Below are 26,251 nucleotides of genomic sequence, written 5' to 3' on the forward strand. Positions count from 1 at the left end.
CAACGTTTGAATTATCTATCCAAAGAACATCTCATTTATACAGCGTCGCTAATATAAATATTCAGAATAAAAATCAAGGTTGATATGGCAATTTTCAATCAAAGGTAAGAGTTAAAGCATGAAATCCAGCTGTCCAAAAATCCACAAACACCTCTTGAATGGATTGGCAAGGCAAAACGCAGCACTTATGTATTGAAAGATGAGCCATTATTTTTATGGTGACAAAACAAACGAAAGATTGACATACTGCATAATGACAGGGATGGTTATCAAGGGGTGTACAGAGCAAATTCAAACAAAATTCTCTATATAAAAATGACAGTCCGATGGGTTCCTAAAATGAAGGATTGGGGAGGAATACTACTGTGAAGGACAAAAATAATCGAATAAAATTTGTAAATGTCCTTCATAGAGGCAATGAAGTCCAATAAGAAGCAATTGTATGTGCTGAATGTCCATCATAAAACTTTTGAAGAACGTAATTCAGAAAGAGAACATAAGAAAAATCCTTCATAAGACTTCTGAAGGATTAAACAAGATAGGAAAAAATGGTTTGTCCGATAAATCCCTAAAATGAAGGGGCTCCAAAAAGTCAGTTAACTTGGGCACCTCTCCAACGGAATATTTTGACTGTACCAAATGAATGGCTCCAAAAAGTCAGTTAACCCTGACTTTTTGGACAGCCCTACCATCATTTTAAGCGTCTATTCATTTCGATTTTTTCCACCTTAGTCTGTCTTAAAAACGCTTGGCAGACAAGGAACTGATCTTTAGGGAAATGCGAATCGAACCAAAAAAGTTCATGAGCGGACGAGGCCAGTGACGCTGGATGAAAGCATTCGCCGACAGTCTGAATGCCTCCCAAATAAGGAAGGCTAGACTTTGTTCAGCTGTTTTTATTCATTTGTATATTTTGCAAATGAAGCTCCAAGCAGGTAACAATAGTTCAAATGGCAAGAATAAGTTTTCCGCATAGCTCAAACAGCGGCTGAAAATTAAAGCCTAATTTCCGGATAAAACAATACTTTGCCGATGAACTCTTTTTTTTCTAAAATTTTTTCAAACATTTTCGGTCCTTCCTCTAACGTGATGCGATGTGTGATCAGTGCCTCAGCGTTTATTTTTCCGGTTCTCATACAATCGATTGTCGTTTTCCATTCTTTTCCTGGAAACGGAGACGATATGGCATTCCAAGATCCTAATACGGTTAATTCGTTTCGGACGATTTTTTCAAAGTAAAATCTTTCGACTAGGACGTCTCCGTATGGAATTCCCATAAATACAACCTGCCCTCTCTTTTTCGCTAATGAAAAAACTTGGGCGGATGTTACAGGGGATCCCGCTGATTCTACAGCAATGTCTACTCCTTTTCCATTCGTCAGCTCCATGATTTGATCATATGCCGATTTTTCAAGAGGGTTAATCGTAAAATCCGCTCCCATTTCTTTGGCAATATTTAATTTCTGATCATCGATATCAATCGCAAAGATTTCACTTGCTCCAAAAATTTTTGCCCATTGGACTGCGAGAAGCCCGATAGTTCCGCATCCCATGACAGCAACGCTGTCACCCGGCTGCAACGATGTCCGGTAAAGCCCGTGTACGACAACGGATGACGGCTCAATCAAAGCAGCGGAGTCATAGCTTATCTCGTCCGGTATTAAAAGCACATTTTCACTAGGCAATTTCACATATTCGGCAAAGGATCCCGGCTGTAAGGCTCCAATAACATGCAAGCTTTCACATTGGGACAAAATCCCTTTTTTGCAGCTTTCACATTTACCGCAATATAAAGCAGGACAGCCGACAACCCTGTCTCCTGCTTTTACATGAGAGACAGAAGGACCAACTTCTACCACTTCACCGGAAAATTCATGTCCCCAAATCATTCCTTGTACGTAAGGTCCCAGTTTTGCATATCTTGAAATGTCTGAACCGCATATGCCTGTTGCTTTTACTTTAATGATCACGTCGTTCTCATTTTCTATCCTTGGTTCACTAGCATCCTCGAACCGCAGATCTCGTTTTCCGTAAAGTTTTAGTGCTTTCATTTCCTATTCCCTTTCCCGCATGGTTTAATTTTCGTTATGAACCTTCATATCTTGCTCCGAACGAACACCTTTAGATTTATTTTTGAAAAGCTTGTAAAATGCAACTGCCAACACGATTGAATTTATGATAAATTGATGTTCAATATAAAAATCGCTGACCATTCTCCCATACGGTCCAAGAATAAAATCTATGATGCTCTCAATCATTTTTTCACCTTCTTATTGACATGTTTGTCAATACTTTACTTCTTCCCCTTTGCCAAGACTTACATGAGACATATCCCCACCTGCTAAATGCGGTGGGGAACAACTGATTATTCATGAACAGGAGTTAAAATAACTTTAATTGCATCGCCGCTTTTAATTGCTTCGTATGCTTTATCCCATTCAGAAATGTTGAATTGATGTGTTACAAGTGTTTTAGTATTTACTCTATTTTCATTCATCAAGGCTAAAGACGGCTCCCAATCGCTTGGTTTTTGACTGCGAGATCCGGTGAATACAATTTCTTTTTGAATAATTTTTTCCATATCAATAGGGATTTCAGATTTTGCATAAATGCCAACCTGTACAAATTGGCCTTTCTTTTTCAATAAATCGAGCCCCATGTTCAAAGCAGGTACAGCACCGGTACATTCAAATACTGCGTCTACACCGTAGCCATCCGTCAATTCATTGACTAATTGTTTGACGTCTTCTTCTTGAATGTTTACGGCATAATCCAGTCCAAGCTCTTTTGCCTTTTCCAGCCGCAGCTTGTCATTGCTTAATCCGGTTATGATAACTTTAGCTCCTAAATCTTTTACGACTTGAGCGACTAATAAACCAATCGGACCGGGGCCGAGTACTAAAACGACATCACCTTGATGAATCGTAGCTTTCTTAACTGCATGATGTGCACATGCAAGCGGCTCCGTCATCGCTGCAGATAGAAAATCTACATTTTCAGGAAGCTTATGAACACTTTCTTTACGTGCAATCAAATAGGTTGCAAAGCTTCCATCTTGCTGCGTGCCCAGCCCTTTTCTGTTGCTGCATAAATTGTAATCACCGGACTTACAGTATTTACATGTTCCGCATATATAATAAGTAGTTTCAGAGGTTACCCGATCACCTACCTGAAATTCAGTTACATTCTCCCCGACTTCTGCTACTACACCGGAAAATTCATGGCCTAACGTAACGGGGGCTTTCACTTTGTAATGTCCTTCATACGTATGAATGTCCGTACCGCATATTCCGCTGTATTTCACTAAAATTTTGACTTGATCCGGTCCGACTTTCGGTTCTTCCACATCTACTATTTCCAAGTTCCCAAATCCTAGTTCTTTTTTTACTAAAGCTTTCATTTCTTTATCCCTCCAGCAAGCTGCAATATTGGAGACTATTAATTGAATAGCGCAAAAATTCTATAGATAACGTAATTGATCAGATTTCCACCTTGGTCGATACTAGAGATTTTGCTCGCTCCTTCAGGCATGTTAAATTTAGATTCTACAGCCATCTCAGTATGGAGCGCCGCCAAATCTGTCGCCATGTACAGTGACAGGGCGATTAACAATGTACCAACGATTACCGAATGAACAATGTTTCCTCTTGCAGCACCGACAATAAATGCAACAATGAAAGGAATGGTAGCTAAGTCCCCAAACGGAAGAACGTTATTTCCAGGTAAAATAATGGCGATTGCTACTGTGATTGGTACTAAAATAAGAGCTGTTGAAATTACGGACGGGTGACCAATTGCAACGGCAGCATCTAGCCCGATATAAATATTTTGTGCGCCGAATTTCTTTTGAAGCAGTTCTCTAGCTGATTCAGAAATCGGCATTAAACCTTCCATTAAAATTTTCACCATTCTCGGCATTAACACCATAACTGCTGCCATAGACATCCCGATTTCGATCGTATCTCCGACAGAATATCCAGCCAATAATCCTAATGCGACACCTAAAATTAACCCCATAAAGATCGGTTCACCAAAGATCCCAAATCTTTTTTGAATCGTTTCCGGATCAGCATTTAAATTTTTAAGACCTGGTATTTTTTGAATCAATTGGATCAAAGGGATACCAAGAACTGCGTATGAAACTGTGCTTCCCGTTGCAACAGAAATTCCCGGAAGCCCGAAATATTTATCAAGCATCGGAGCTGTCCAATCTGCAATTTTCAAGCAAGCAATTTGGAATAATACCGCGGCAATTAAGCCTTGAATAATACTGCCTGATAACGTATATACAATTGCACCGGTAAAAGTGTAATGCCAAAAATTCCAAATATCTACATTCATTGTTTTTGTCGTTTTTGTCACAAGCATCAAAACATTTACCAACAATCCGAGAGGAATGATAAAGGCTGCGATTGGGGAGGCCCAAGAAATCGATGCAGCAGCCGGCCAACCTACATCAATAACATTCAGTTCGATTCCAAATCGATCAACCATTCCTTGAGCTGCCGGCCCTAGATTATTGACTAAAAGATCAACTACTAAGAAAATCCCTACGAATGCAACACCAATCGTCAAACCGGCCCGAAAGGCTTTTCCGGGTTTTTGTCCGAAAATTAACCCTAGTATAAAAATCGCCACGGGCAAAATAACTGTTGCACCTAAATCTAAAAATGCTCGTATCGCATCAACAAAACCTTGCATATTTTTCCCCTCCTTAAACCCCTACCAAAATAATCAAACGTTTGTTTAATTTTTCAGCGCTTCCAAAATTTCTTTTTTCACTTCATCCAGTCCAATGCCTGTTAAGAAAGCGCGTGCATTAATAACCGGGAACGGGTACTCCTGTTGTACAATTGTTGTACTAATTAATAAGTCAGCCGTGTCCACATAAGAACCAACTTCTGTAATTTTTATTTGAATAATTTCACATTCAATGTTATGTTCTTTGCAAAGCTGTTGCACCGCATCATTGACAATAGTTGAAGTAGCAATTCCAGCACCACATGCGACTAATACTTGTTTTTTCTTCATTTCAATTCATCTCCTTTAAATCTAAACATTCTATAATTTTTGTTTTGATTAATGTTTTATTTTTTTCTGTTGTTAAAAACTTGATGACATCCTCGTTTTGAAAGATGCTTATCAGTTTTTGCAAAATTTTCAAATGAGAATTTTGCTTGTCGATCGCTAATAAAAACACAATTTTTACCGGAGTTTTTGCCTCCTGCTCCCCCATGATTCCAAACTCAACAGCGTCTTTTAGTATCGCCAAGCTGATCGCCTTTTTATTGACATGAACGGAATCCGTATGGGGAATGGCGACAGATATATTACTGGAAGTTGGGAGACCGGTCGGAAAGGTTTTTTCCCTCTCAATAATTGCATCTATAAAACTCTCTTTTACAAAGTTTTTTTCGTAAAGATGGTTTCCCATTACTTTCAAAACTTCTTCCTGATCCTTCGCTTTTAAGTCGCAAAAAATCAAAGATTCATCAAAATGCAAATCAATCACTGGTATATCACCTACTCCATTAATAAAAGAGCTTTTATTCTTGAGCATATAATTTCAGAACTTCGTGTAAGTCTTTCATGCTTTGTGCGTTCAATACTTTATTCAAATCCTGCTCATTTCTCACTAAATTCATTAATTGCATGAATGCTTTTAAATGTTGATCTTTATCTAAAGCTGCAATCACAATGATTAACTTAATGGACTGATAGTTTTCAAAGGCTACTCCTTTTCGCAATTTCAATAAGCTCATCGATAAACGATTTACTCCTTCATCAGGTGAAGCATGTGGAATAGCTACATGTTCACTGATGACAAAATAAGGATCTGATTGGCAATGTTTGATCATTGCTTCAACATATTGTTCTTTAATGCTTTTATCCTTCAGCAAAGGCTGGGCCGCCAGTTTAATCGCTTCTTCCCAACTACGAACCGAATGGCGGAATATCATCGTTGAAGGAGTAATTAAATCGCATAAATTCGGATTTTTAATAGAATGATTTTCTAACTTGTTGTTAGAGCCTTGGTGAATATAGCTTTGAATCGCATTGTAAAGCTCTTTTTTATTTTTAATGACAGCATGCTTTTCAATAATTCCCATTAATTCTTCAACATTTATTACTTCAGGTACAAACCCATATAAGTCAGACATCACTTCTTTTCGCAATCGTCTTTTTTCTTCAGCACCAATAAAATGATCTACAAGGAAGAACTTTTTATTTGTTTTCAAATAAACTGGAGAAAAGACAATGTCATAATCCATTTCATATTGTTGGAATTCGCGCACAGACAATGAATCAAGAAAAATAAATTCAGGAAACAGTTCTCTTAGCGTCCCATACATCAATCTGGAAACTGATATTCCTTTTGGGCAGACAACTATGGCTTTCATTCTTTGGCTAATATTGTCGCCCTGCCTGGAAAGCCACCCGCCGATTAAAATTGTTAAATAAGCAATCTCACTTTCCGGAATAGCTGAACCGATTAAATCTTCCAGCGGTTTAACCGATTTTTTAACAAGATGATGCAATTCCTTGAAATTTTTATTGATATCATCAAGAACATCATTTGTATCAGTTAAATTGTATTTAATTCGAAAATAGGCGGGCTTCATATGAAGGACGAGCTTTTGAAGAAGCTGCTCTTTATCCTTCAAAAAAATGAACGTATTTTTTTCAAAGTTGTCGATCACTTGACTTAGCGCGCTTTTTAATTCAGGAATTTCTTTATCAATCTCCTCTTTAGACCAATAAACATTCGTTGTCAGCAAATTCAGAGTAATAAAGAGCCGTTCTTCCTCTGAAACATTTGGAAAATCATGCAAAAGTTCTTCCGTTGCCAAGTATTCTTTTGTGCCGGAAATCTCATTATAATTAAGGTTAAAAGAACCGATATGATGGCCTTTCCGTATTCTTCTTAAAATAAAAATTAAAATATAAGGCATTAACTCAAGTTTTTCGTCTGTAAATTTCAGATTTAACGATGCCTCCACTTTTTCGAGGCGATTTTTAAATTCCTCTAACTCATCTACAGATAATTGCGAAATCTGAATGATCTTTTCTTTTCCTTGATCTGCTGTCCAGATGCTGTTCGTGATAGAGATTAACAGTTTCCGGCATTGAAATTCGTCTCCCTCAATGACGTATCCATATTTTCTTGAATACTTGTATTCAAGGCCGTGTTGTTCGACAATATCCTTTACTTTTTTCAAATCGTCAATAACGGTATTCTTGCTCACTTTTAGTTCAGATGTGAAATGAGCCAACGATAAGGCATCCATTCTCGTTAAAATCATCAATATAATGAAATGGACGCGCTGCAGTTTCGATAAATCATAAAAATCGACTGATTGAGTATTTTCCTTTTCACTCAATACTTTTAGTAAACTCGGATCTACAACAAAATAGCCGTGATTTGTCCTTTCAATCTGAGGGAAATTTTGTTCATAAAGCCAATCATTGATCTTGGAAAAACTATAATTGATCTGTCTCTTGCTCAAGTTGAATTTTTGAGCAAGTTCATTGCTACTAATGTTTGGATTTTTGATTACTTCTTTCAAAAGACAATTGCTTCGAATGTCTAGTAGCATTTGTACCTCCTTTCTAAGCACAATTTTAGGCCACTTTTCCTAAAATTGATTACGCTTTCATTCCTTTTTTTGAATTTTCGCTTTACAATTTTGGGATGAACTGATCTGTTCTCGTTATTATCAAATATTAAGGACACCTTCTGAACGAATGACATCCTCCTTCTGATAAATCTCATTTTCAGGCATTAAGGCAGTCCGAAATGGATGCTGCATCAAGTAAATGGATTTAAATCCAATTACTTATTTAATTTATCTATAGACTTCCCAACAAGGATTTAGAATATAAAGAAGTACAAGGTCAAAGACCTTGCCCAGTCGCTTGTAATCAATAGCGACGAAAAACCTGTCCATCCGGAAAAGATAAGACGGGATTCGTTTGACACTTACTGTAAAATCGAATGTCCTTGGATGTACGAGCTCTTCTTAACCGTCTTGTTAGGAATCAGCTAATATACTAACACAATTACATAATGTTATTTATAATTTCATAAAAGAGACATAATGAAAAATATTTAAAATTTTATCTAAATTTTAAAATATAATTATAAAAAATCCATATTTTATCATAAATTAAGGAAAGATATATGAAATCATAATACAAATTCTTATTATTCATTCGTATAAAAAACGTAATTTTTTTATTGAACTCAAATGAAATTTACTGTATATTCTAATTATTTTTATAATTAAAAATTCTATGGGGTGGGATTAGCTGATGAGCGATTTTTCAAATGAGAAATTCACGGTTGCTGCCGTACAAGCCTCTTCGATTTTATATGACAGAGAAAAATGCTTGGAAAAAGCTATTTCGCTAATTGAAGAATCGGCGAAACAAGGGGCTCAATTAGTTGTATTGCCTGAGTCTTATATTCCTGGCTATCCGTATCACATCTGGTTAGGAACACCAATGTGGTATCATGAACTATTTAAGGAATGGTTTCTCAATTCTGTAGAAGTACCTAGTAAAACAACTGATGCTTTATGTGAAGCTGCACGAAAACATAATATACATGTCGTTATTGGTATTTCAGAGCGCGACGGAAAAACATGCTATAACACAATTTTATTTATTGATAATAAAGGGAAAATTTTTGGCAAACACAGGAAATTGATGCCGACTCATGTTGAGCGTGTTCATTGGGGCATGGGAGATGGAAGTTATCTAAATGTTTATGACACAGAGCTGGGACGAATGAGCGGGCTGGTCTGCTGGGAGCATACTATGGATTTGGTACGTCATTCCCTTATCGCACAACGCTCCCAGCTGCATTGTGCCGTATGGGTAGGATTTTCAAGTATAACGGGTTGGGATACATTATTTGATATGTCTACTGAACTATCTGCGCGTTATCATGCTCAAGTAGGCGGATGTTTTGTTATCAATTGTCAAAGTACAGTCGACAAGGACAATGTGGAAAAGTTAACACAGACTGATTATCAAAAAGAGTGGATAAAGCCTGGAGGGGGCTGGACGGCGATTATCGCACCCGGTGGTTCCATATTATCCGGTCCTTTAAAAGGAAAGGAAGGTATTTTGTACGCTGAAGTTGATATGAAATTAATTGCTGATATGGCACATTGGCACGATGCCACCGGACATTATTCACGACCTGATGTGACTAGTCTTCTGTTAAACCGCGAGCCTTATAAAGTGCTCCGAGATATGAACAATGCCAATAACATTAGTAATCCGAAGAATGGAAGTGGTCATGATCAACAATCTGTTGATCAAATAATGAACTTGTTAAAGCAATTAGAACAAAATCTTCGAAGCAGTGAATCAGATGAGCTCAGCAGAAGATTATCAGAAATTCAGCGCGAAGCCGTTCATGCAATTACAAGGGGGAATTAACCATGTGTCTCTGTTCTTTCGGTCCGAATTCTGGTGTTCACACTTTTGATGTGACAAAATCAAAAGTAACGTATTTCAAATATAATATCAATGATCGTACTTTAGTTACGAACAAACAAGAGCAAGCAGATAGTGAAGCGTTGCCTAAGGGAAAAAGTCAATCATTATAAGCATATGCAACAAAAACTCCCTTGTTTTTCTCGAAACTAGGGAGTTCTGAATGACAGAATATAGCCAATTTTTCAAACGAACGAACATTCGGCTGTTCTTCATTATAAATCGCCGACCAGCAACCATTACGGATCAGCAGGTTGCAAATAAACAGAGACAAACAAAATCCGAAATGCTTCTGACCGCAAGCTGCCATTGACCGTCATCTTGTATGGAAAGAGCATCTTGAAATTTTAGCTCAGAGTTAAGCAGGAAAAATCAGGAGCTTTACAATCGGTATTTCGAAAGAACGGCTCTTCTTGTGATTATTTTGCAAAACGAGGTGCTCTAAGTATGCTCCTATAGTCTATGATTTCACGATTCCTTGACGCCACATGATCCAATATGAAACGGAAACTTTATTTTATACGCTAACTCTTGAAAGTCTATAAAAGGATTGCGGTTTCCCTGTATATAATAAATCGATTGGTTCCGATGCTTTTCATAGATGGAAACGGGAAACGATTCATGCCAGTGAATCAGTAAAGAAAGATTAATTTGTTTAAGGCTGCTTTTTTTTATTTCATTCGGGTATCGCAATAAAAAATACATCATTGCTCTCGCAACAGTACCTTTGCCATGTTCCGGTTCGAATCGGCCGTCTTTAACAACTCCGCAGCGATTGCGGATTTTTTCTTTTGGCGATTCCGGCTGATAAAAAGAAAAATCATGAAAAGGATAATTGGATCGTTTGACATTGCACTCCGGATGACAAACAAATAAATGATGCAAATCGCTTTTCATCGGTTCCCGTGCATGAAACCAAGACTGCGGAACAATATGTTCTGTATTATATTTTAAACGCAAGTCAATGCTTTTCATCTTTTTCAATAAAGAAATGTCCTTTTTGCTGACTATTTCTAAAAGAGCTTGAAATTGCTCATATCTTTTTTGAATTATTTCGAAATCTTCTTGTATGATTCGGCTAGGATCGCTTTTTTCGCCAGAATAGATGCTTTTCACTGTTCCATCCGGCTGCAAATCGACCCACGTATACAAATAATGATCTTTGCATATAAAATACGGCAGCTGATTTTTATGTGTTTTTTTCACTAGATTATGATAATGGTAAAATAGGTTCAGCCCCTTGATTTCTTTTCCGATGACATTTTTGTAATAATGCTCTATATCTTTTTTATCTTTTTCTGGATCATAATAAAACTTCGTGTTTTGGCGGATTTTTTCCTGATTCTGCAAAAGAGTAAGAGATGTCCGAGTACGATCTTTTTTCTGCCACTCCTTGTGCTCTGCAATATTTTTAATTAAAGGTGCATCTTTTCTCCTTTTTCTTCCCATCATTCCTCATACCTCAATAATTAGTATCATGCTTGCAAACAATGAAACTTTGTTACTTTTGCAGCTTGCGAAATACAAGAAAAAATTTTCATCGTCAACAGCCAATCAAAAACCTTCTATTATTCTTTATTAATGGAATAATGCCAAACTCCTTTTTCCATCTCCTTTCTAATTTTTCTGTTTAATTCCAAATAATCTAGATGTCCTATAATTTCAGACATCACAAGCGAAAACTGCTCCGAATACTTATTTCCATAATAGGCTTGGGCTAGACCGCTCGCGGTTGTTACCCCGTTTAAAATGAGATTCATAATTTTTTCTGCTTTTTTCTCAATCCCTTTTAATCTTTTATTTATTAAATCTTTCAGGTCTTGAATGAATACGCCGTGTCCCGGAAATACGAGATCGAGAGGCAAATCCGAAACTTTCTCTAAAGAATGTTTATGCTGGAGTAAAGTCGGCATCCGCCGTCCAAAAGAATCGGGTTCGACAAGTGCGTTGCTGGATATATGCTGAATCAGCAAATCACCTGAAATCATCCAACGATGCTTTGGATCATACAGCGCAATTTGATCCGGAGCATGTCCGGGCACCTCGATAATTTGAAAATCCAAATAGCTGCTCTCGACTGGAATGATCTCCGCTTGGATAGCAAGTTTTCTGTTTTTCACAATCGATTCTTTTAAATAATCGACTTGCTTTCTTCCTGCTTCATGACATCCCATTTCCTCATATAATTTAGAAAAAAACTCCACCCTCATCTCAAGAAATTGGCGGTCTCTCTTTAAGCGCGGGATCGCATTTTTGTGGGCATAAACTTGAATGGGGTGATCCGCAATGATTCGATTCACTAATCCGACATGATCTATATGGTTGTGAGTTAAAATGATTTCGGTTAAGTCATGCAAAGCCAACCCGTTTTTTTGCAGCGTTTCCAACAATGCATTCCAACAAGCCTCATGATCCAAACCAGCATCTATTAAAGCAAGGGATTCTTTTGCTTTCACTAAAAAAAAGTTGATCGTTCTTAAATTAGACGGAACATCGACGATAATCGGGATGATTTCATAATTTTGCTTGCGAAGTTCCATATTTTTACTCCCCCTTTGTTTTGACGAACCAAATAAACCGCTTAAAACCCCCGACTTTAAATTTTGATACAAAGTGAAAAAAAAAGTTATGTGATTTATTTCAGTTCTTGCAGTGCAGACGCTTACTTTAACCAAATCCCCATTTTTGCCATACCCTTTGGAAAATTTAGAACTGTATAAACATATTATATGTTTTTTTAAAAAGGTTTGTAAAAGAGGGTCTGCCAATTTATTTTCCATTTGTAACATGTAAGGCAATAACAAATATAGATCCGGTAGTACGGCCGCTGATTTCACGCTAATTTTACATCAAAAATTCCCATCGCCAGCCGGCTGACAAGGTACTGTAAATTGACGCGCTTCATATTAAATACCAAAGCTCTTTACTGAAAAATAAATAACCCCCTTCCTTATTTTCAATGGAAAAGGGGAAATCTGCTTGAACATTAAAATTCATAAATTCTTTTTTACATGTTGATCTAAGTACGAAACAGGCAAAAGAACTAGTCGCTTCTTGCTAGCATTCTTATACATAAAATAAATCCGGTCGAATGAAAAAACGATTCAACCGGATTTAGTTTTTCAATAATTTCTGAATATCTTGCTCAAAATCAATCGGTTCGTCCCATGGTTCATATCTATTCACGACTTGACCGTTTTCATCAATTAAATATTTTGTAAAATTCCATTTAATATCGTTGCCAACCAGCCATTCTGGGTATTCATTTGCTAGTTTGATTTTTAATAGCTTTTCTGCCGTATTCGATTCATCAAATCCGCGGAACGGCGCCTCATTTTTCAAATATTCGAATAATGGATGAGCGTTTTTTCCGTTCACGTCGATTTTTGCAAACATCGGGAATGTGACGCCATAATTTAATTGGCAAAAAGAAGCTGCTTCATCGCTTGTTCCCGGCTCCTGTTGATCAAACTGGTTGCATGGAAATCCTAGTATTTCAAAACCTTGATCATGATATTTTTTATACAGCTTTTGCCACTACCGTCGCATAAATGATGTCTGAATTTTCAGTTTTATTTTTTCTGGACTTTAGAGAAAAAACGAAAACACCTAAGCGAGGGTAGTAAACATCCATTTTTTTACTATAACCTATGACTTGTGCAACAACGACTGGCAAACCTTTATGGGACGCCGTTTCCTTCGATTTTTCGTAACCAAATGTGAGCGGATTTCCACAAAGAAGCCTTCAAATAGCGACTAATTTGTAAGTAACTGCGTTCGCTATTTGTGTTCAACTGAGCTAAAACATTCAGACAGTACACTATCATGGCTACGTACACTTGATTGTGTACAGCTTGTTCACTGTGACCAAAAAACTTTTTAATGTTCAGATGTTGTTTCATCCATTTGAAAAAAAGTTCGATTGCCCAACGTGATTGGTAGGTTTCTGCAATTTCATCTGCGTCCATGTCAAACCGATTTGTCAGTAAATGAAGCTCATTTCCTTTTGTATCATGCAATTTGAGTAAGCGAAACACGTTTTCAGAACGATTTTGTGGTGTTCCAATGACAACCATTTCATCAGAGAATACGGGTGAATCTTCTGGTAACGAAAAGGATTCTAACACTCGGACAACAGCGTTTTTACGCAAACGGGTCACAAAGAAATAGCCATCTTCCGTCATTTGATCAAAGCGCCCATAATCCAAGTAACCACGATCAAACACGTACATGCATTCTTTGTCATCCACGAATACTTCTAGTTGACCACGATCATGTTCGTTGGCATTCGTGAGTACGGCTTGATCTGGATAGGAGAGTCCTTTTTCCATAAAAACAAGTCGTAAGTGAAGCTTTACTCCTGATTTTGTTTTTCGAAACTCTGCCCACTTATGATTGGTCAAATTAAGCGGTAATGTACTCGAATCAATGATTTTTAGTGGCGTTGTCAGCTTTCTTCGCTTTTGAAAATGTGTTTTCTCATGAATTTGAGCCACTAAATTAAGAAAAATCGATTGAAAGAAAACCGTTGGAATGGCGTTGATTCGTCTCCCTAACTGTGAAAAACTAATCGATTCCAATCCCGTTGCTCGTTGTAATTCTTCTAAAAAGACAGCGTCACTCAGCGCCCGTAAACTCTCGGTTTCATGAAGCCCTGCATACAAAAGCAGTTTCATAAATGAAGCCATATAAAGCTTCTTGGTATAGTGATTTAATTGATGTGTTTTCACTAGGTCGTCAAATAATGGACGATGAATCGGTGAAAACCATTGTTCAAATGATGTTTTTCGTGTAAACTTATCCATGGTTTTATCCTTTGTATTGGATTTGGATGGTTTACTACCACCCAACCATTATAAAGGATTTTTTTGTGTTTGGATTATATTTCAGAAAATTCGGTTTATTTGGAGGTGTTAAATTATTTTAATGCGACGCTAGTGAGCTTTTGCAATTCTTCAAACTGGTATGTAAATCGGCATTTACTAGCGGTGTTCACCACTAAGAGCACTTGACCTTTAAATTCTGCTAAAGAAACTTTTTCGCCGTTTGCTTTTTCTACTTCAAATTGATAAATAGACATGGGAAACACCTCTTTATCTATTATTAAGTTATAATTATTCGCAAAAAAATTGCTCTCAGTTACAAATTTGGTCTCAACGACGTTTAGCTAAAAAATTTCGTGAATATTCGTCAGTAGGTTAAAAAATGCGAAATCTCAAAAAAAGATTGATCAAAAGCATTTGCAGACCAGAGGAAACTTTTATCGTACTGCCTGAAGGCCACATTTCGTATAGCCTTTTTAAACATCTACTCTACTATCGGAAATGACAAAATAACCGATGTTCCTTGCCCTTCTTCACTTTCAATTTTCATCGTCCCGTTATGTAAAGCAACAATTTGTTTGACGATGGAAAGCCCGAGGCCTGTTCCCCCTGTTTCTCTTGAACGCGATTTATCTGTCCGGTAAAAACGTTCCCCTATACGATCCAACTCTTTTTTCGGTATGCCTATTCCATTATCCCGAACGATCACAACAGCCCGCTTCTCTTTCTGATACAATGCAATGTTGATCATCCCGTTTTCGAAGGAATACTTAATGGCATTGTCAATCACATTACAAAAAACTTGATGCAGCCGGTTCATATCTCCCATAATGATGATTTCATCATCTAAATCTGTTTTGATGGATATATTCCTTTTCTTCAGCGCAGGCGCAAACAGTTCTAATGAATCAAGAATCAATTGGGAAAAGGCGATCGGCTCTGCTTCAAGAGTCATATCTTTGTTTTCCAGCTCATTTAATTGTAATAAGTCGTTTATGAGCTTCTGCATTCGCGTTGTTTCTTTATTGATGAGCAGAAGATGATTTTTCGCCTCTTCTTTTGATGAATAAGCTTCATCCAGCAAGATTTGCGTGTATCCTCCAATATATGTGAGAGGGGTTCTTAATTCATGAGCCACGTTGGATAAAAATTCTTTCTTGCGCTCGTCTTGTTTTTCAAGAGATTCCGTCATTTTGTTGAAGGCGCTCGCCAATTCTCCTATATCATCTGACGTTTGGATAGGAACTCTTTTAGAAAAATTTCCGCGGCTGATCTCTTTTGCAATCGTTTGAATAGTTCGCAGCGAACGAAAGATCGAATGAATTGAGTACGTGATAACAAAATAGATCAATACGAAAAAGATTAAACCGAACAAGATTAAAATCGGAATGCCTTTACTAAAAACCTCTGGTATTTCGGCTAAAGGAATATAAATATATATAAAACCTATTAAGTTCTGTTCGTGGGTTAGCGGGAATATTGCTCCGACAATCTTTCGATCCAATTCATGAACATAGCCCTCTTTAACTACGTATTGCCCGGATGAGAGCTTTTTCTCATCTTCTTGACTGATCAGATGTTTGTAATCAATTTGATACGGAAAATGTTGATGAAGCTCATCTAATTGATCAACAGCTATTACTTCATAAGGTGAAATGAGATTATACCATTCAATTTTTTCTTTAATATCTTCACTAAGCGAGCCGTAATGAAAGTGAGCAGCTGTCTGCTTTCCTTCAAAAATAAGCCGCTCTTTCACACTGCGAATGTAAAGCTCTTTATATAGGAAGTGAATGAACAGAAAAGAAAACAAGATGGAAAAAATAATGCTGATGAAAAAGAGCAGCAATACTTTTTGACTAACTGAAAAATGTTTTATTTTTTTCAAGACGGCACCTCAAACTTGTAACCGATTCCCCAAACGGTTTGAATTAGATGGCTGTGCTCCTTTAATTTTAGACGAATCGTTTTAATATGAGTATCAACGGTTCGTTCACTTCCTGCATAATCGGAATCCCATATTTGGTCAAGCAATTGACCACGTGTAAATACTTTTCCTTTATTTTTGGCTAAAAGGAATAATAGATCAAATTCTTTTTGTGTGAGCGCAAGCCTGCGGCCTTCAACAGTGGCAATCCGGCCTTGAAGATCAAATTGCAACGGTCCAATAGCTGCTATTTTTACATCGCTTGCAATTCGATGTGTTCTGCGAAAAATCACTTCCATACGCGCCAAAAGCTCTGAAGGATGAAAAGGTTTTACTATATAGTCATCTCCCCCAATCTTTAAACCTTTCACCTTATCTTCCTCATTCCCTTTTGCCGTTAAAAAAATGACTGGAGAATCAATTTGAAGATATTGCCGCATTTCCTCGACTAAAGTAAAACCATCAATGTAAGGCATCATGACATCAACGATCAGCATATCCGGGTTTTCCTTTTTTAATCTTTCAAGTGCTTCAAACCCGTCTTTTGCTTCCAAACATATATATCCTTCTCTTGTCAAATACGTTCTAATCAGCTTTCGCATCTTTTCTTCATCATCAACGATTAACACCTTTAAAGACATCAGCCACTTGACACCTTCTCTCAACTTATTAAATGAATTTTCTAATTTATTAATTATAACCAGAAATTATGAAATTTGTTTGAAGTTTTTCATAAATTTGTCCTAGTAAGCTCCGAGCGATAGAAAGGCAAGCAAATGCTTCACATGACTGTCCATCATGTTTAGACCTCCTGCGATTGGATTTGACAAATTGCCAATTTTAAAAGCAAAGGTCAGTAAATGAATGTAAGAAAGGAAACAAATGTAAAAAAATATCCAAATAGGCTTCATAGTTTTCACACAATTATACGCTAACCTTCAATTAGAACAATGACACTGAAAAAAGGATTCCGTCATGAAAAAATTATGGTATTTAATCGTTTTTTTGATGCTTTTTTGGACACATCCATCCAGCATCCATGCCGAAAGCACATTGCAATATCTGATTAATCAAGCTCCAGAGCACTCAATCGTGAGAATACCGAGAGGCGTTTATCATGAATCGATTGTGCTCTCAAAACCTGTTACGTTACAAGGAAATGGACAAGTAACCATTCAATCCTGCCGTAAAGAACCCGTCATCTCCATCAAAGGTCAACGCGTTTCAGTAAAAAACGTAACGGTCATTCAATGCAGCCAAGAGAAAAACGCTGCCGCTATACAAGTATCAGGAAATCATCACCGAATTGAACACGTTCATATTCGTACAAAGGGGATCGGGTTAAAGCTTGAACACGCCTATCACACCGTCATCACACAAAGCTCGATAAAAGGTGAAAAACAACATAACGGGATTGATTTATGGAAGTCAGAACAAAATGTCATCGAAAAAGTCAGAATCGAAAAAGTGAGAGATGGGATTTATATGGAGCAAAGCGATTATACAACGGCCGTCCAAAACCTCATCCAGCAATCAAATTACGGCATACACATTATGTATTCTGACCACATAACAATTCAAAAAAACATTTCCAAAAATAACGTGGCAGGAGCGATGGTCATGGAAACAAAGGGTGGAAAAATCGAAAAAAATGAATTCATTTTTAACAACCGCAATGTTCATGCTCAGGGGATTCTTTTATTTGATGCGACAGAGACAAAGGTGGTCCGCAATAATATTTCTTATAATCGAGTTGGTATTTTTGCCGAAAGCGCCTCCAATAACCTTATTTTATCCAATGAAATGCGTGGGAATTTGATTGGCATTCAATTCAAAGAGGCGAACGGAAACATTGTTTCAAACAATACGTTTATTAGCAATGTAAATGAAGCTCAAGCTTTGAGCAGCTCGGACAATGAAGTGAAAAGGAATTATTGGGACGCCTCTCTAAAGCTTGATGCCGATGGATCCGGTTATAGTGACATACCTTATAAAACGAATCCGTTCTTTTTAAGTTTGACGCAGGATATTCCAGAATACCAGCTGTTTTTCCATTCACCAGGCATGGTTGTATTGCAAAAATTATGGAAAAGTCCAGACAATGAAGCGATGACGGATGACTCGCCGCTTATGACAGCTCAAATACAAGATGAATCAAAGTCATCTTCTGGAGTGATCATTGTTTTCAGTCTTCTCTTGTTTTTAGGAAGCATTACTTTATGGAGGATAGGGAGGAAAAAAGAGGATGCGTAAAATGTATTTCATTTTCATGTTATGCGCTCTACTGATTATCACTGCTGCGTGCGAAAAAAAGGAAGTGTCGCCAAGAGCCATTGATGAAAAAAACGATAAATGCGCTCAATGTAACATGGCTGTAATGGATAATCAGTTTGCAACACAGCTTATTTTAAAAAATGGCAAAACATTCGTTTTTGATGATATCGGATGCATGTATAAATGGAAAAGCGAAAATAAAAATGAAAACATCGAAGCGGAATTCGTCAGAGATTATCATTCGAAAGAATGGGTTGAATCTGATAAAGCAACCTACGTGTATGATCAATCGATACGGACGCCAATGGCCTACAACGTCATTTCTTTCCAAGATAAAAAAGATGCTGAAGCCTTCATTTCAAAAAATAGCGGAAAAATATTAAACTTCGATCAATTGCAAGATCATAGATGGAAAATGAATAAAGAAATGATGGAAAAGAATATGCAGGATGGTCATACGGATATGAATGGGGACCACAGCCACATGGATGAGGGCAATGATCATTCACATGAATGAAGGGCAAATTTATAAGTGCCCTTTTTTTACAGCGGGAGGAGTTATGCGGGACATATGGAAAGCCGAATGGCGTTTGACAATCAGGCAGCGTTCTTCTTACACGTTTGTGTTTCTATGGATTTTCGTTTTATCATTACTATTTTTGTTAGAGCGGAATAACCCTGCTCTCACAGGCTATACAAACATGACAGGCACAATCGCCAACATTGTGCTGTACATCGTACCACTGTTTATGCTGGTGGCTGGATCGTTTTCCATCGCGAATGAAATGGAAAATGGCCAGTGGAGTCTTTTATGCACGTATCCGTTTCCGACTATTGCCTATTGGGTTGGGAAGCTTTGCGGGCAATTGACCGCACAATCTGCCATCTTCAGCTTAAGCTTCAGTTTGAGCCTTTTGGTCGGCACTTTATTGGGAAGTTCATTATCTTTGAAATGGGTGCTCATTTTATATATTTTTTCTATCTCGCTAATATGGTTTTTTCTCGTCATCGGCTTGACCATTGGCTCGTTTTCAGAAACGAGATGGCAAGCTCTCATACTTTCGGTCGGCGTGTGGTTCTTTCTTATCATGATATGGCCGACTGCAGTCATTTCCGTTTTGAGCTTTGTCCCTTATCCGATGATAGCTCCGCTTTTAAAGGCATCTTTATTCTGTAATCCGGCGGAATTGCTCCGTATAGTATTTGTTGTTCAGCTTGACGGCGGAGCTGTTTTTGGACAATCATACGACGAGCTCATCTCTTTTATGCAAACAAAAGCGTTATGGGTGCTGTTCGTCGGTTATATGTTCATCTTTTCAAGCATCATGCTTGCATTTTCCGTCTGGAAGCTTGAAAGGAAGAAAAGACAATGACAACATTACAAGTCTCCGACGTTTCAAAAAAATATAAAACAAAAGTTGTGCTTTCTTCCATGTCACTGGAAGCGAAAAAAGGGGAATGCATCGTATTATGCGGCGGAAACGGAGCCGGAAAAAGCACGCTTCTTCGCATTTTGGCGGGTATTTCAAAACCGTCCTCCGGGGACATTGTTTTAAACAATGTCAGTCTAATTAAAAACAGAAAAAACTATATCGAGCAGATCGGCTACATGCCCGATGATTTTCATGCTCAGCAATTCATGACGCTTCAAGAATTTTTATCATTTTATGCCAAACTGCGGAAAAAAGATCAATCATCTGTACAAGACATTTTAAAAAAAATAGGTTTGGAAGAATTTAAAAGAGAACTAGTGAAAAATGTATCAAAAGGAATGAGGCAAAGACTATTATTAGGACAAGCATTGTTAGGAAATCCAAAACTGCTCTTGTTAGATGAACCAACAAATGGTTTAGACCCATTTTGGATTGATCAGTTTGTCAATTTGATAAAAGAACAAAAGATGAAAGGCACAATCATCATTTTTTCCACTCATATGATGGATGTTGCCGCAGAAGCAGGCGATCAAATTCTGTTTATAAAGGAAGGCTCTATTATTGACCATATGAAAAATACAATTCATAAGGAAAAAACCGCATTGCAATTGTTGAGGTTATATCGACATGATCTATAAAAGTTTTGTCATTGCTTAAAAAAAGGGTGAAAAAAATGGAATTTGAAAGAATAGATGCAGTAGCAAAGGATTCAAAAGCATTCACTGATAAACAAACGAAAGCTTCTTTATATAAAACAGTATGGAGATGGCATTTTTACGCAGGGATTTTTTTCGCACCGCTGATTATTTTTTTGTCTATTACCGGAGGAATTTACCTGTTTAAACCGCAAATTGAAAATTACATGTACCATGATCTTTATTACGTCCAACAAGGACAGCATAAAATTTCATCTACAGAACAGATTCATGAAGTGAAAAAGAATTATCCACATGCAAAAATTACAGGTTTTACACCTTCCTTTGCGCCGGACAGGTCATCTGAGGTTGAAATAATGGTGAACGGGGAAAGTATATCTGTGTTTGTTAATCCATACAACGGCGACATTATTGGAAAGTTAAATGAGAATGCACGCTTCATGGCATGGGTGAAAGATTTGCATAACGGTGAATTATGGGGCGGCACCATTGGAAACTGGTTAGTAGAGCTCTCCGCTTGCTGGTTCATTATCCTAATTATTACTGGTGTTTACTTATGGTGGCCGCGAAATAGAAAATCTCTTTTTGGGACATTGATTCCGCGAATAAACCTGAGTAAAAGAAACCGCACGTTTTGGCGCGATATGCATGCCGTTACAGCAATCTGGCTTTCTCTTTTTATCGTCGTACAATTGTTTTCTGGACTCATGTGGTCCGGTGTTTGGGGAAGCATGGCACATCGTATCGTTGATCCCATTTCCGGAAACCCGGAAGGAGATCAACCATGGGAAAAATATGCATTTCCTAAATCAACAATGCCAACAAAAGAAATAGCAGATGTTCCTTGGGCAGCTGAAAACTTACCTGTGCCCGAATCAAGTCCCAATGGGGTGAAAACAATTTCTGTTGATAAAGTTATGCAAATTGCAGAAAAAAACAACGTCCAACCGGGATATAGAATTGCATTTCCTGATGGAGAAACCGGTGTATATACGATCTTTCTAGATCCTGCTGACGTCTATCCTAACCGCCCACTGCCTTGGGCACAACAAACGCTGCATATAGATCAATACAGCGGAAAAGTTTTAGCTAAATTCGGATGGAACGACTATGGTGCATTGGGAAAATTAATTTCACTAGGCATTGCATTTCATCAAGGAGAATTTGGATTCATTAGCCAGCTTTTCATGCTTGCATTAACTATTGGCATTATAATGATTGTTGTAAGTAGCGTTATAATGTGGTGGAAGCGAAAACCGAAAGGCAAATTGGGTGCTCCGGCTTTGCCAGAAAACTTTAAAATGTTAAAGGGAGTAGCCGTCATTGTCATTGTTCTAGGTCTTTTCTTCCCATTAGTTGGCGCGTCACTATTAGCGGTGTGGGTTTTGGATTATTTCGTCATTAAAAGAATTCCCATTGTGAAACAGTGGATCGGGTAGAAAGCTAAATGGGAGTATCACGCGAATAATGAATAAATTGTTATCAACCATTTACTGGCACCTGAGCCAATAAATCATTCCGCCTGTCAGCTCATCGATTGCATACGTCTGATTCCGTGAATCCCCGTCAAGGGAGGAAAGTTTTCAAGTTCGTGCGCGCTGGCAGGCGTCTTCTATGTCGGCAGCACGCTTTGCAGCACTCCCATTTTTACTGGAATAACAAGTATAGCTCTTCTATCTTTCACGAAATTCAGGTGACTTCCTTTTTAACAGAATTGACTTGAACAGCAGGCAATAATTGATCATGTAATGAGAGTCTCGTTCCTTCCCGCTTAAAAGGAGTTGGAGGATAGTTTCTTCTTCAGCTCATCTAGCTCTTCTTCAGTTAATTTCGTAACTGACATAATAACTTCCTGTTCTAGCCCTGAACGAAGCATGTCTATGGCTACCTGTCGAACTCCTTCTTCCCGGCCCTGATTCAATCCTTTTTTCAATCCTTCTTCCATTCCCTTTTTCAGCCCTTCCTCCCATCCTGCCCGTCGTTCGCCTTGAAGGTTTGACAATTGGTCCCGCAGCCATTTCAAACGCATTTCGTATTCATAACGGTTTACCGGGTTGACGCTTAAGCTTTCCCATTCTTCCAGCGCTTCACGAATTTCCTGCTCATTCATCGCAAACACCTCCAGTTCACTGAGCATAAACTCATCGATTTTCCCCTTTTTGGCGTCTACTGCTGACAGCATCATCAGCCACGGATACTCTGGCAATCGTTTTATTTCTCTGTTATATTTCTTCCATTTTACCATAAACTGCTGTAAATCAATGACGTGAAATTCAAGGTGCGGACTCCAAAGAAGATGTTCTTCATCTTCTCGTATATGGAAAACCGTATGAAATCGCTCCGTTTCATGAGGAAAAAGCCGATAATTAAGGATGGTAATCATAAAGGTAGGGGGAAGCATGCTGTACGGCTGTCCTTTTGCTAATGACCGGGAGAAAACCCTCGCCCAGTAATACAAAATTCGTTCCGGTAAATCGTGCTGATTAACGATTTGAATTTCCACATTAATGCGCTCGCCTCGATCCGTCAGCACCAGTACATCAAGCCGGTTCATTTTTCCATCTTCCGTCTCTTTCGTCAGCTCTGTGCTTTCAAACTGAACATCGACAATGCGATCTGCTTCGCTCCGATGTAAAATCGCATTCAAAAAAGCAATGGTAAGCGACTTGCGGTTCGGGTTGCCGAACAGCTGCTTAAACATGAAATCCATCTTCAAATCGAGGTATTCTTTCATAGTGAAGATCGTCCTTTCGAGGGAGAATAAAAATTAAGAGGAAAACATAAGAGGGGGAAAGATTAAAAATCGTAACAGCTAGGGACAAGTATTAATATTCTTACCAAACAGAACATACGTTCTGTAAATAATATAAAACTAACTATAAGAAATGTCAACCTAAAATTCCAAACTTATTAATAGGAATTTAAATAATGAAGTTTTTTACTAGATTTTTGAACGTTTCCAGCCCGCTACAATTCAAAACAGCAGAGACAGGCATTTTTTTCAGTTTTACTGTAAACGCTCAAGTAATGCTGTTAAAGCCTCACTGCATATCATTGACCGTTCTGGCGGTCAATGGCACAGCATCTCAACCAAATCCCCCATCAAATGTCCTGAGTTTTGTGATGTATTTATTTAGATGAAGTTTGCAGCCAAACGATTTCACAACTTTTCCCGAACGTGAGCCATCTTCTTTTTTCATCATCTGTATCCGTATCATAACGGGCAGCATCCTCCTTATTTTGATTCTTTCACTAGACATATGGTTGATAGTCTTACTTGATTTTCAATACGGGTACAAGTCTCCTTCTTGCTAAACCAAATTTCATATCTCTCACCCTAGCATTCGGGTTTCATTCCCTCGATGAAAAAGAGGATGACAACGAAAAGTAATCAACGCAGCGGATTGGAGTGAAGCACCCCTCTTATTTCTTCATAGTTCATCATTGGAAGTCATTAATCATCAAAGCATTGTAATCAAAGATTCTTCATGTTAGATTGTGTTTACAAACCAAATCCGACTAAATTTATAAATTTTATATTTGTCGACTGGACCACCAGAGGCACAATTTTTCTATATGAGATTGTGTCTCTTTTTTTATCTATATCAGTGTCATGGTTACAAAAGACACAATCGTAAAACTAAAATGATATAAAAGGAAGATGTGATTTCATGGAAACAAAAAAGTATGTAACTGATGTTTTGATTGTTGGCGGAGGTACAGCAGGAACGATGGCTGCGATTAAAGCGAAAGAAACAAATCCTGAATTAGAAGTGCTGATTTTAGATAAGGCGGATATTAGGAGAAGCGGTGCTATCTCCATGGGAATGGATGGTCTAAATAATGCAGTAATTCCCGGATACGCAACACCTGAGGAGTATACGTTGGAAATCACAGAAGCCAATGATGGAATCGTTGATCAAATCGCTGTATACCGCCAAGCAAAGGAATGTTACGAAGTAGTAAAGGAACTCGATTCCTGGGGAGTGGATTTTGAAAAAGACGAAAATGGTCAATTTGTTGTTCATCGGGTACATCGAAAAGGTCGATATGTTTTACCGATGCCTAAAGCCAGCAACCTAAAACAAATATTGGCTAGACAGGTGAGAAAGGCTAAGTGTAAAGTGGTTAATCGTGTGATGGTTACTAGATTGCTAACACATGACAATACAGTCGTCGGTGCCATGGGACTAGATGTAATCAATGGTGATTTCATTATTGTTCATGCAAAAGCCGTAATCTTGACAGCAGGAGCTGCCGGACGCATGAGTTTAACCGATAGCGGCTATCTCTATGGAACATATGAAAATCCGACCAATTCTGGCGAAGGATTCGCAATGGCATACCATGCAGGTGCAGAACTCACAGGAATTGAATGTTATCAAATTAATCCTACCATGAAAGACTATAATGGACCTGCATGTGCCTATGTAGCCGGACCATATGGAGGCTATACTGCTAATGCAGAAGGAAAGCGAGTAACTGGCTGCGATTATTGGAGCGGCGAACTAATTATGAATATGTGGAAACTCGCCAATCAAGGGGAATCTCCACTTTATTTAAAAATGGATCATCTTGATGAAAAAGTTATTCAAAAAATTGAATCAATTCTTCACTATAATGAACGGCCTAGTCGGGGGACTTTTCATAAAGGCAGAGGAAATGACTATCGAACGGATATGGTGGAGCTGCATTTTTCAGAAATTGGTCTTTGCAGCGGGCACAGTGCGGCAGGCGTTTTGGTGAATCATGAAGCCGAGACGTCCATGAAAGGACTTTATGCCGCAGGTGATATGGCGTGCGTACCACATCAATATTTACTGGGAGCTTTGACTTTCGGAAAAATAGCAGGTATCAATGCAGCTCGTTTTGCCTCTTCCCAATCTGAAATTGAACCAGACATCAGCCAAATTGAAGCAGAAAGAGAGCGGATTTATAAGCCTCTTCAAAATCCGGACGGCGTTCCTCATCATCAAGTAGAATATAAAATTCGAAATATCGTTACACAATATCTAATGCCGCCAAAAACCACCACAAAAATGGATATTGCTCTGAAGAAAATAGAACATTTTCGAAAAGTGGATTTAAATTTATTAGGCGCTAGGGATCCGCATGAACTCGGCAGAGCTTTGGAAGTCCATAGTATTGTAGATTGCGCCGAAATGATGGCCAGGTCATCCCTTTTCCGGAAAGAAAGCAGATGGGGATTCTACCACTATTATTTAGATTATCCGGAAAGAGATGATCAAAACTGGCTAAAAAGAGTGATTGTGAAAAAAGGCGCCGATGGAAAAATGAAATTATACACTCGGGATCTCCCTCCTCAAATATTGGATGATTCCGGTTTTACACAGGCTTACTATGATCTATTTAAAAAGGAGGAAACAGGCCATGAGCAATCTGTCTCCTAAACTAATCCAACAAAATGTTGAAGCAAGTGTCATTATCGATCGCGATAAATGTATCGGATGTGAAATATGTGTTCAAGTATGTCCAATGGGAATTTTGGCTTTAGATGATGAGAAAAAAGCTTATATGAAGTACGATGAATGCTGGTACTGTACACCATGTCAAACGGATTGTCCAGTGGACGCTGTGACCGTCAAAATTCCATATTTGATCCGATAAATT

At 38.0% G+C, this 26,251-nt stretch carries 24 protein-coding genes; 9 read left to right on the forward strand and 15 right to left on the reverse strand.

Annotated elements, in window-relative coordinates:
* Window positions 1–995 precede the first annotated feature (995 nt).
* The 7 genes from NSR00_RS11225 to NSR00_RS11255 all read right to left on the reverse strand — a co-directional run bounded on the left by NSR00_RS11225 (window position 996) and on the right by NSR00_RS11255 (window position 7,598).
* Window positions 996–2,051: a galactitol-1-phosphate 5-dehydrogenase gene (locus NSR00_RS11225; RefSeq protein ID WP_066251196.1), complete on the reverse strand. Its 1,056-nt coding sequence runs from the start codon at window positions 2,049–2,051 to the stop codon at window positions 996–998.
* Window positions 2,052–2,075: 24 nt separating this feature from the next.
* Window positions 2,076–2,258, reverse strand: coding sequence for a hypothetical protein (locus NSR00_RS11230; RefSeq protein ID WP_066251194.1), 183 nt, complete (start codon window positions 2,256–2,258; stop codon window positions 2,076–2,078).
* 107 nt (window positions 2,259–2,365) lie between these two features.
* On the reverse strand, window positions 2,366–3,400 hold the full coding sequence (locus tag NSR00_RS11235; protein ID WP_311066593.1) for a zinc-binding dehydrogenase: 1,035 nt from the start codon (window positions 3,398–3,400) through the stop codon (window positions 2,366–2,368).
* Between the two features lie 38 nt (window positions 3,401–3,438).
* Window positions 3,439–4,701 (reverse strand): PTS galactitol transporter subunit IIC, encoded by a 1,263-nt coding sequence (locus NSR00_RS11240; protein WP_063388866.1) that lies wholly within the window; start codon window positions 4,699–4,701, stop codon window positions 3,439–3,441.
* A gap of 45 nt (window positions 4,702–4,746) precedes the next feature.
* The gene (locus tag NSR00_RS11245) at window positions 4,747–5,031 is read right to left on the reverse strand and encodes a PTS sugar transporter subunit IIB (protein ID WP_063388867.1); all 285 of its coding nucleotides are present in this window, start codon (window positions 5,029–5,031) and stop codon (window positions 4,747–4,749) included.
* A gap of 1 nt (window position 5,032) precedes the next feature.
* Window positions 5,033–5,512, reverse strand: coding sequence for a PTS sugar transporter subunit IIA (locus NSR00_RS11250; protein WP_082829602.1), 480 nt, complete (start codon window positions 5,510–5,512; stop codon window positions 5,033–5,035).
* A gap of 34 nt (window positions 5,513–5,546) precedes the next feature.
* Complete coding sequence (locus NSR00_RS11255) at window positions 5,547–7,598, reverse strand: BglG family transcription antiterminator (protein ID WP_063388869.1); 2,052 nt, start codon at window positions 7,596–7,598, stop codon at window positions 5,547–5,549.
* Window positions 7,599–8,313: 715 nt separating this feature from the next.
* On the opposite strand from NSR00_RS11255, the gene NSR00_RS11260 reads away from it, so the two are divergent.
* Together NSR00_RS11260 and NSR00_RS11265 are read left to right on the forward strand one after the other, a co-directional pair.
* A complete protein-coding gene (locus tag NSR00_RS11260) occupies window positions 8,314–9,450 on the forward strand; it encodes a carbon-nitrogen hydrolase family protein (protein WP_340788801.1) in 1,137 nt (378 codons plus the stop codon).
* Between the two features lie 2 nt (window positions 9,451–9,452).
* Window positions 9,453–9,620, forward strand: coding sequence for a hypothetical protein (locus NSR00_RS11265; protein WP_340788804.1), 168 nt, complete (start codon window positions 9,453–9,455; stop codon window positions 9,618–9,620).
* A gap of 355 nt (window positions 9,621–9,975) precedes the next feature.
* On the opposite strand, the gene NSR00_RS11270 is transcribed toward NSR00_RS11265, so the two are convergent.
* From NSR00_RS11270 to NSR00_RS11300, 7 genes are all read right to left on the reverse strand, one after another.
* The gene (locus NSR00_RS11270; protein ID WP_327856623.1) at window positions 9,976–10,959 is read right to left on the reverse strand and encodes an endonuclease I family protein; all 984 of its coding nucleotides are present in this window, start codon (window positions 10,957–10,959) and stop codon (window positions 9,976–9,978) included.
* 116 nt (window positions 10,960–11,075) lie between these two features.
* Window positions 11,076–12,047, reverse strand: a complete 972-nt coding sequence (locus NSR00_RS11275) for an MBL fold metallo-hydrolase (protein ID WP_340788806.1) — start codon at window positions 12,045–12,047, stop codon at window positions 11,076–11,078.
* A gap of 574 nt (window positions 12,048–12,621) precedes the next feature.
* Window positions 12,622–13,035, reverse strand: coding sequence for a glutathione peroxidase (locus NSR00_RS11280; RefSeq protein WP_340789235.1), 414 nt, complete (start codon window positions 13,033–13,035; stop codon window positions 12,622–12,624).
* Between the two features lie 152 nt (window positions 13,036–13,187).
* The gene (locus tag NSR00_RS11285) at window positions 13,188–14,312 is read right to left on the reverse strand and encodes an IS4 family transposase (RefSeq protein ID WP_340787235.1); all 1,125 of its coding nucleotides are present in this window, start codon (window positions 14,310–14,312) and stop codon (window positions 13,188–13,190) included.
* 113 nt (window positions 14,313–14,425) lie between these two features.
* The gene (locus tag NSR00_RS11290) at window positions 14,426–14,587 is read right to left on the reverse strand and encodes a hypothetical protein (protein ID WP_445659565.1); all 162 of its coding nucleotides are present in this window, start codon (window positions 14,585–14,587) and stop codon (window positions 14,426–14,428) included.
* A 227-nt stretch (window positions 14,588–14,814) separates the two neighbouring features.
* A complete protein-coding gene (locus tag NSR00_RS11295) occupies window positions 14,815–16,218 on the reverse strand; it encodes a sensor histidine kinase (RefSeq protein ID WP_066251154.1) in 1,404 nt (467 codons plus the stop codon).
* Entirely contained in the window at window positions 16,215–16,898 is a 684-nt protein-coding gene (locus tag NSR00_RS11300; RefSeq protein WP_063388886.1) for a response regulator transcription factor, read from the reverse strand. Before NSR00_RS11300 ends, NSR00_RS11295 begins: the two co-directional genes overlap by 4 nt.
* A gap of 334 nt (window positions 16,899–17,232) precedes the next feature.
* Here NSR00_RS11300 and NSR00_RS11305 point away from each other — a divergent pair, with 334 nt between their 5' ends.
* The 5 genes from NSR00_RS11305 to NSR00_RS11325 are packed head-to-tail and all read left to right on the forward strand — an operon-like array spanning window position 17,233 to window position 22,059.
* Window positions 17,233–18,510 carry a right-handed parallel beta-helix repeat-containing protein gene (locus NSR00_RS11305; protein WP_340788809.1) on the forward strand — a complete coding sequence of 426 codons (1,278 nt, stop codon included), beginning with the start codon at window positions 17,233–17,235 and terminating at the stop codon, window positions 18,508–18,510.
* A complete protein-coding gene (locus NSR00_RS11310; RefSeq protein WP_340788811.1) occupies window positions 18,503–19,048 on the forward strand; it encodes a nitrous oxide reductase accessory protein NosL in 546 nt (181 codons plus the stop codon). Before NSR00_RS11305 ends, NSR00_RS11310 begins: the two co-directional genes overlap by 8 nt.
* A 43-nt stretch (window positions 19,049–19,091) precedes the next feature.
* On the forward strand, window positions 19,092–19,904 hold the full coding sequence (locus NSR00_RS11315) for an ABC transporter permease (protein ID WP_340788812.1): 813 nt from the start codon (window positions 19,092–19,094) through the stop codon (window positions 19,902–19,904).
* On the forward strand, window positions 19,901–20,602 hold the full coding sequence (locus NSR00_RS11320; protein ID WP_339193495.1) for an ABC transporter ATP-binding protein: 702 nt from the start codon (window positions 19,901–19,903) through the stop codon (window positions 20,600–20,602). The genes NSR00_RS11315 and NSR00_RS11320 overlap by 4 nt, the downstream gene beginning before the upstream one ends.
* A gap of 35 nt (window positions 20,603–20,637) precedes the next feature.
* Window positions 20,638–22,059 carry a PepSY-associated TM helix domain-containing protein gene (locus NSR00_RS11325; RefSeq protein WP_340788816.1) on the forward strand — a complete coding sequence of 474 codons (1,422 nt, stop codon included), beginning with the start codon at window positions 20,638–20,640 and terminating at the stop codon, window positions 22,057–22,059.
* Between the two features lie 332 nt (window positions 22,060–22,391).
* Here the strand turns inward: NSR00_RS11325 and NSR00_RS11330 are convergent, their stop codons facing one another.
* The gene (locus tag NSR00_RS11330) at window positions 22,392–23,354 is read right to left on the reverse strand and encodes an Rpn family recombination-promoting nuclease/putative transposase (RefSeq protein ID WP_340788819.1); all 963 of its coding nucleotides are present in this window, start codon (window positions 23,352–23,354) and stop codon (window positions 22,392–22,394) included.
* Between the two features lie 937 nt (window positions 23,355–24,291).
* Between NSR00_RS11330 and NSR00_RS11335 the strand changes: the two genes are divergently transcribed.
* Window positions 24,292–26,031: a fumarate reductase/succinate dehydrogenase flavoprotein subunit gene (locus NSR00_RS11335; protein WP_340788822.1), complete on the forward strand. Its 1,740-nt coding sequence runs from the start codon at window positions 24,292–24,294 to the stop codon at window positions 26,029–26,031.
* Window positions 26,012–26,248, forward strand: a complete 237-nt coding sequence (locus NSR00_RS11340) for a 4Fe-4S dicluster domain-containing protein (RefSeq protein WP_144597784.1) — start codon at window positions 26,012–26,014, stop codon at window positions 26,246–26,248. The genes NSR00_RS11335 and NSR00_RS11340 overlap by 20 nt, the downstream gene beginning before the upstream one ends.
* Window positions 26,249–26,251: the final 3 nt, after the last annotated feature.

This window comes from Aeribacillus sp. FSL K6-8394, assembly GCF_038008865.1.
Classification (GTDB): domain Bacteria; phylum Bacillota; class Bacilli; order Bacillales; family Aeribacillaceae; genus Aeribacillus; species Aeribacillus composti.

Bases quoted from the DNA above. Each gene is read 5' to 3' on its own strand.
- NSR00_RS11225 (WP_066251196.1), bottom strand. From the start codon at position 2,051: ATGAAAGCACTAAAACTTTACGGAAAACGAGATCTGCGGTTCGAGGAT.
- NSR00_RS11335 (WP_340788822.1), top strand. From the start codon at position 24,292: ATGGAAACAAAAAAGTATGTAACTGATGTTTTGATTGTTGGCGGAGGT.
- NSR00_RS11300 (WP_063388886.1), bottom strand. From the start codon at position 16,898: ATGTCTTTAAAGGTGTTAATCGTTGATGATGAAGAAAAGATGCGAAAG.
- NSR00_RS11270 (WP_327856623.1), bottom strand. From the start codon at position 10,959: ATGATGGGAAGAAAAAGGAGAAAAGATGCACCTTTAATTAAAAATATT.
- NSR00_RS11240 (WP_063388866.1), bottom strand. From the start codon at position 4,701: ATGCAAGGTTTTGTTGATGCGATACGAGCATTTTTAGATTTAGGTGCA.
- NSR00_RS11230 (WP_066251194.1), bottom strand. From the start codon at position 2,258: ATGATTGAGAGCATCATAGATTTTATTCTTGGACCGTATGGGAGAATG.
- NSR00_RS11310 (WP_340788811.1), top strand. From the start codon at position 18,503: ATGCGTAAAATGTATTTCATTTTCATGTTATGCGCTCTACTGATTATC.
- NSR00_RS11235 (WP_311066593.1), bottom strand. From the start codon at position 3,400: ATGAAAGCTTTAGTAAAAAAAGAACTAGGATTTGGGAACTTGGAAATA.
- NSR00_RS11265 (WP_340788804.1), top strand. From the start codon at position 9,453: ATGTGTCTCTGTTCTTTCGGTCCGAATTCTGGTGTTCACACTTTTGAT.
- NSR00_RS11315 (WP_340788812.1), top strand. From the start codon at position 19,092: ATGCGGGACATATGGAAAGCCGAATGGCGTTTGACAATCAGGCAGCGT.
- NSR00_RS11260 (WP_340788801.1), top strand. From the start codon at position 8,314: ATGAGCGATTTTTCAAATGAGAAATTCACGGTTGCTGCCGTACAAGCC.
- NSR00_RS11325 (WP_340788816.1), top strand. From the start codon at position 20,638: ATGGAATTTGAAAGAATAGATGCAGTAGCAAAGGATTCAAAAGCATTC.
- NSR00_RS11305 (WP_340788809.1), top strand. From the start codon at position 17,233: ATGAAAAAATTATGGTATTTAATCGTTTTTTTGATGCTTTTTTGGACA.
- NSR00_RS11340 (WP_144597784.1), top strand. From the start codon at position 26,012: ATGAGCAATCTGTCTCCTAAACTAATCCAACAAAATGTTGAAGCAAGT.
- NSR00_RS11255 (WP_063388869.1), bottom strand. From the start codon at position 7,598: ATGCTACTAGACATTCGAAGCAATTGTCTTTTGAAAGAAGTAATCAAA.
- NSR00_RS11245 (WP_063388867.1), bottom strand. From the start codon at position 5,031: ATGAAGAAAAAACAAGTATTAGTCGCATGTGGTGCTGGAATTGCTACT.
- NSR00_RS11290 (WP_445659565.1), bottom strand. From the start codon at position 14,587: ATGTCTATTTATCAATTTGAAGTAGAAAAAGCAAACGGCGAAAAAGTT.
- NSR00_RS11320 (WP_339193495.1), top strand. From the start codon at position 19,901: ATGACAACATTACAAGTCTCCGACGTTTCAAAAAAATATAAAACAAAA.
- NSR00_RS11330 (WP_340788819.1), bottom strand. From the start codon at position 23,354: ATGAAAGAATACCTCGATTTGAAGATGGATTTCATGTTTAAGCAGCTG.
- NSR00_RS11285 (WP_340787235.1), bottom strand. From the start codon at position 14,312: ATGGATAAGTTTACACGAAAAACATCATTTGAACAATGGTTTTCACCG.
- NSR00_RS11275 (WP_340788806.1), bottom strand. From the start codon at position 12,047: ATGGAACTTCGCAAGCAAAATTATGAAATCATCCCGATTATCGTCGAT.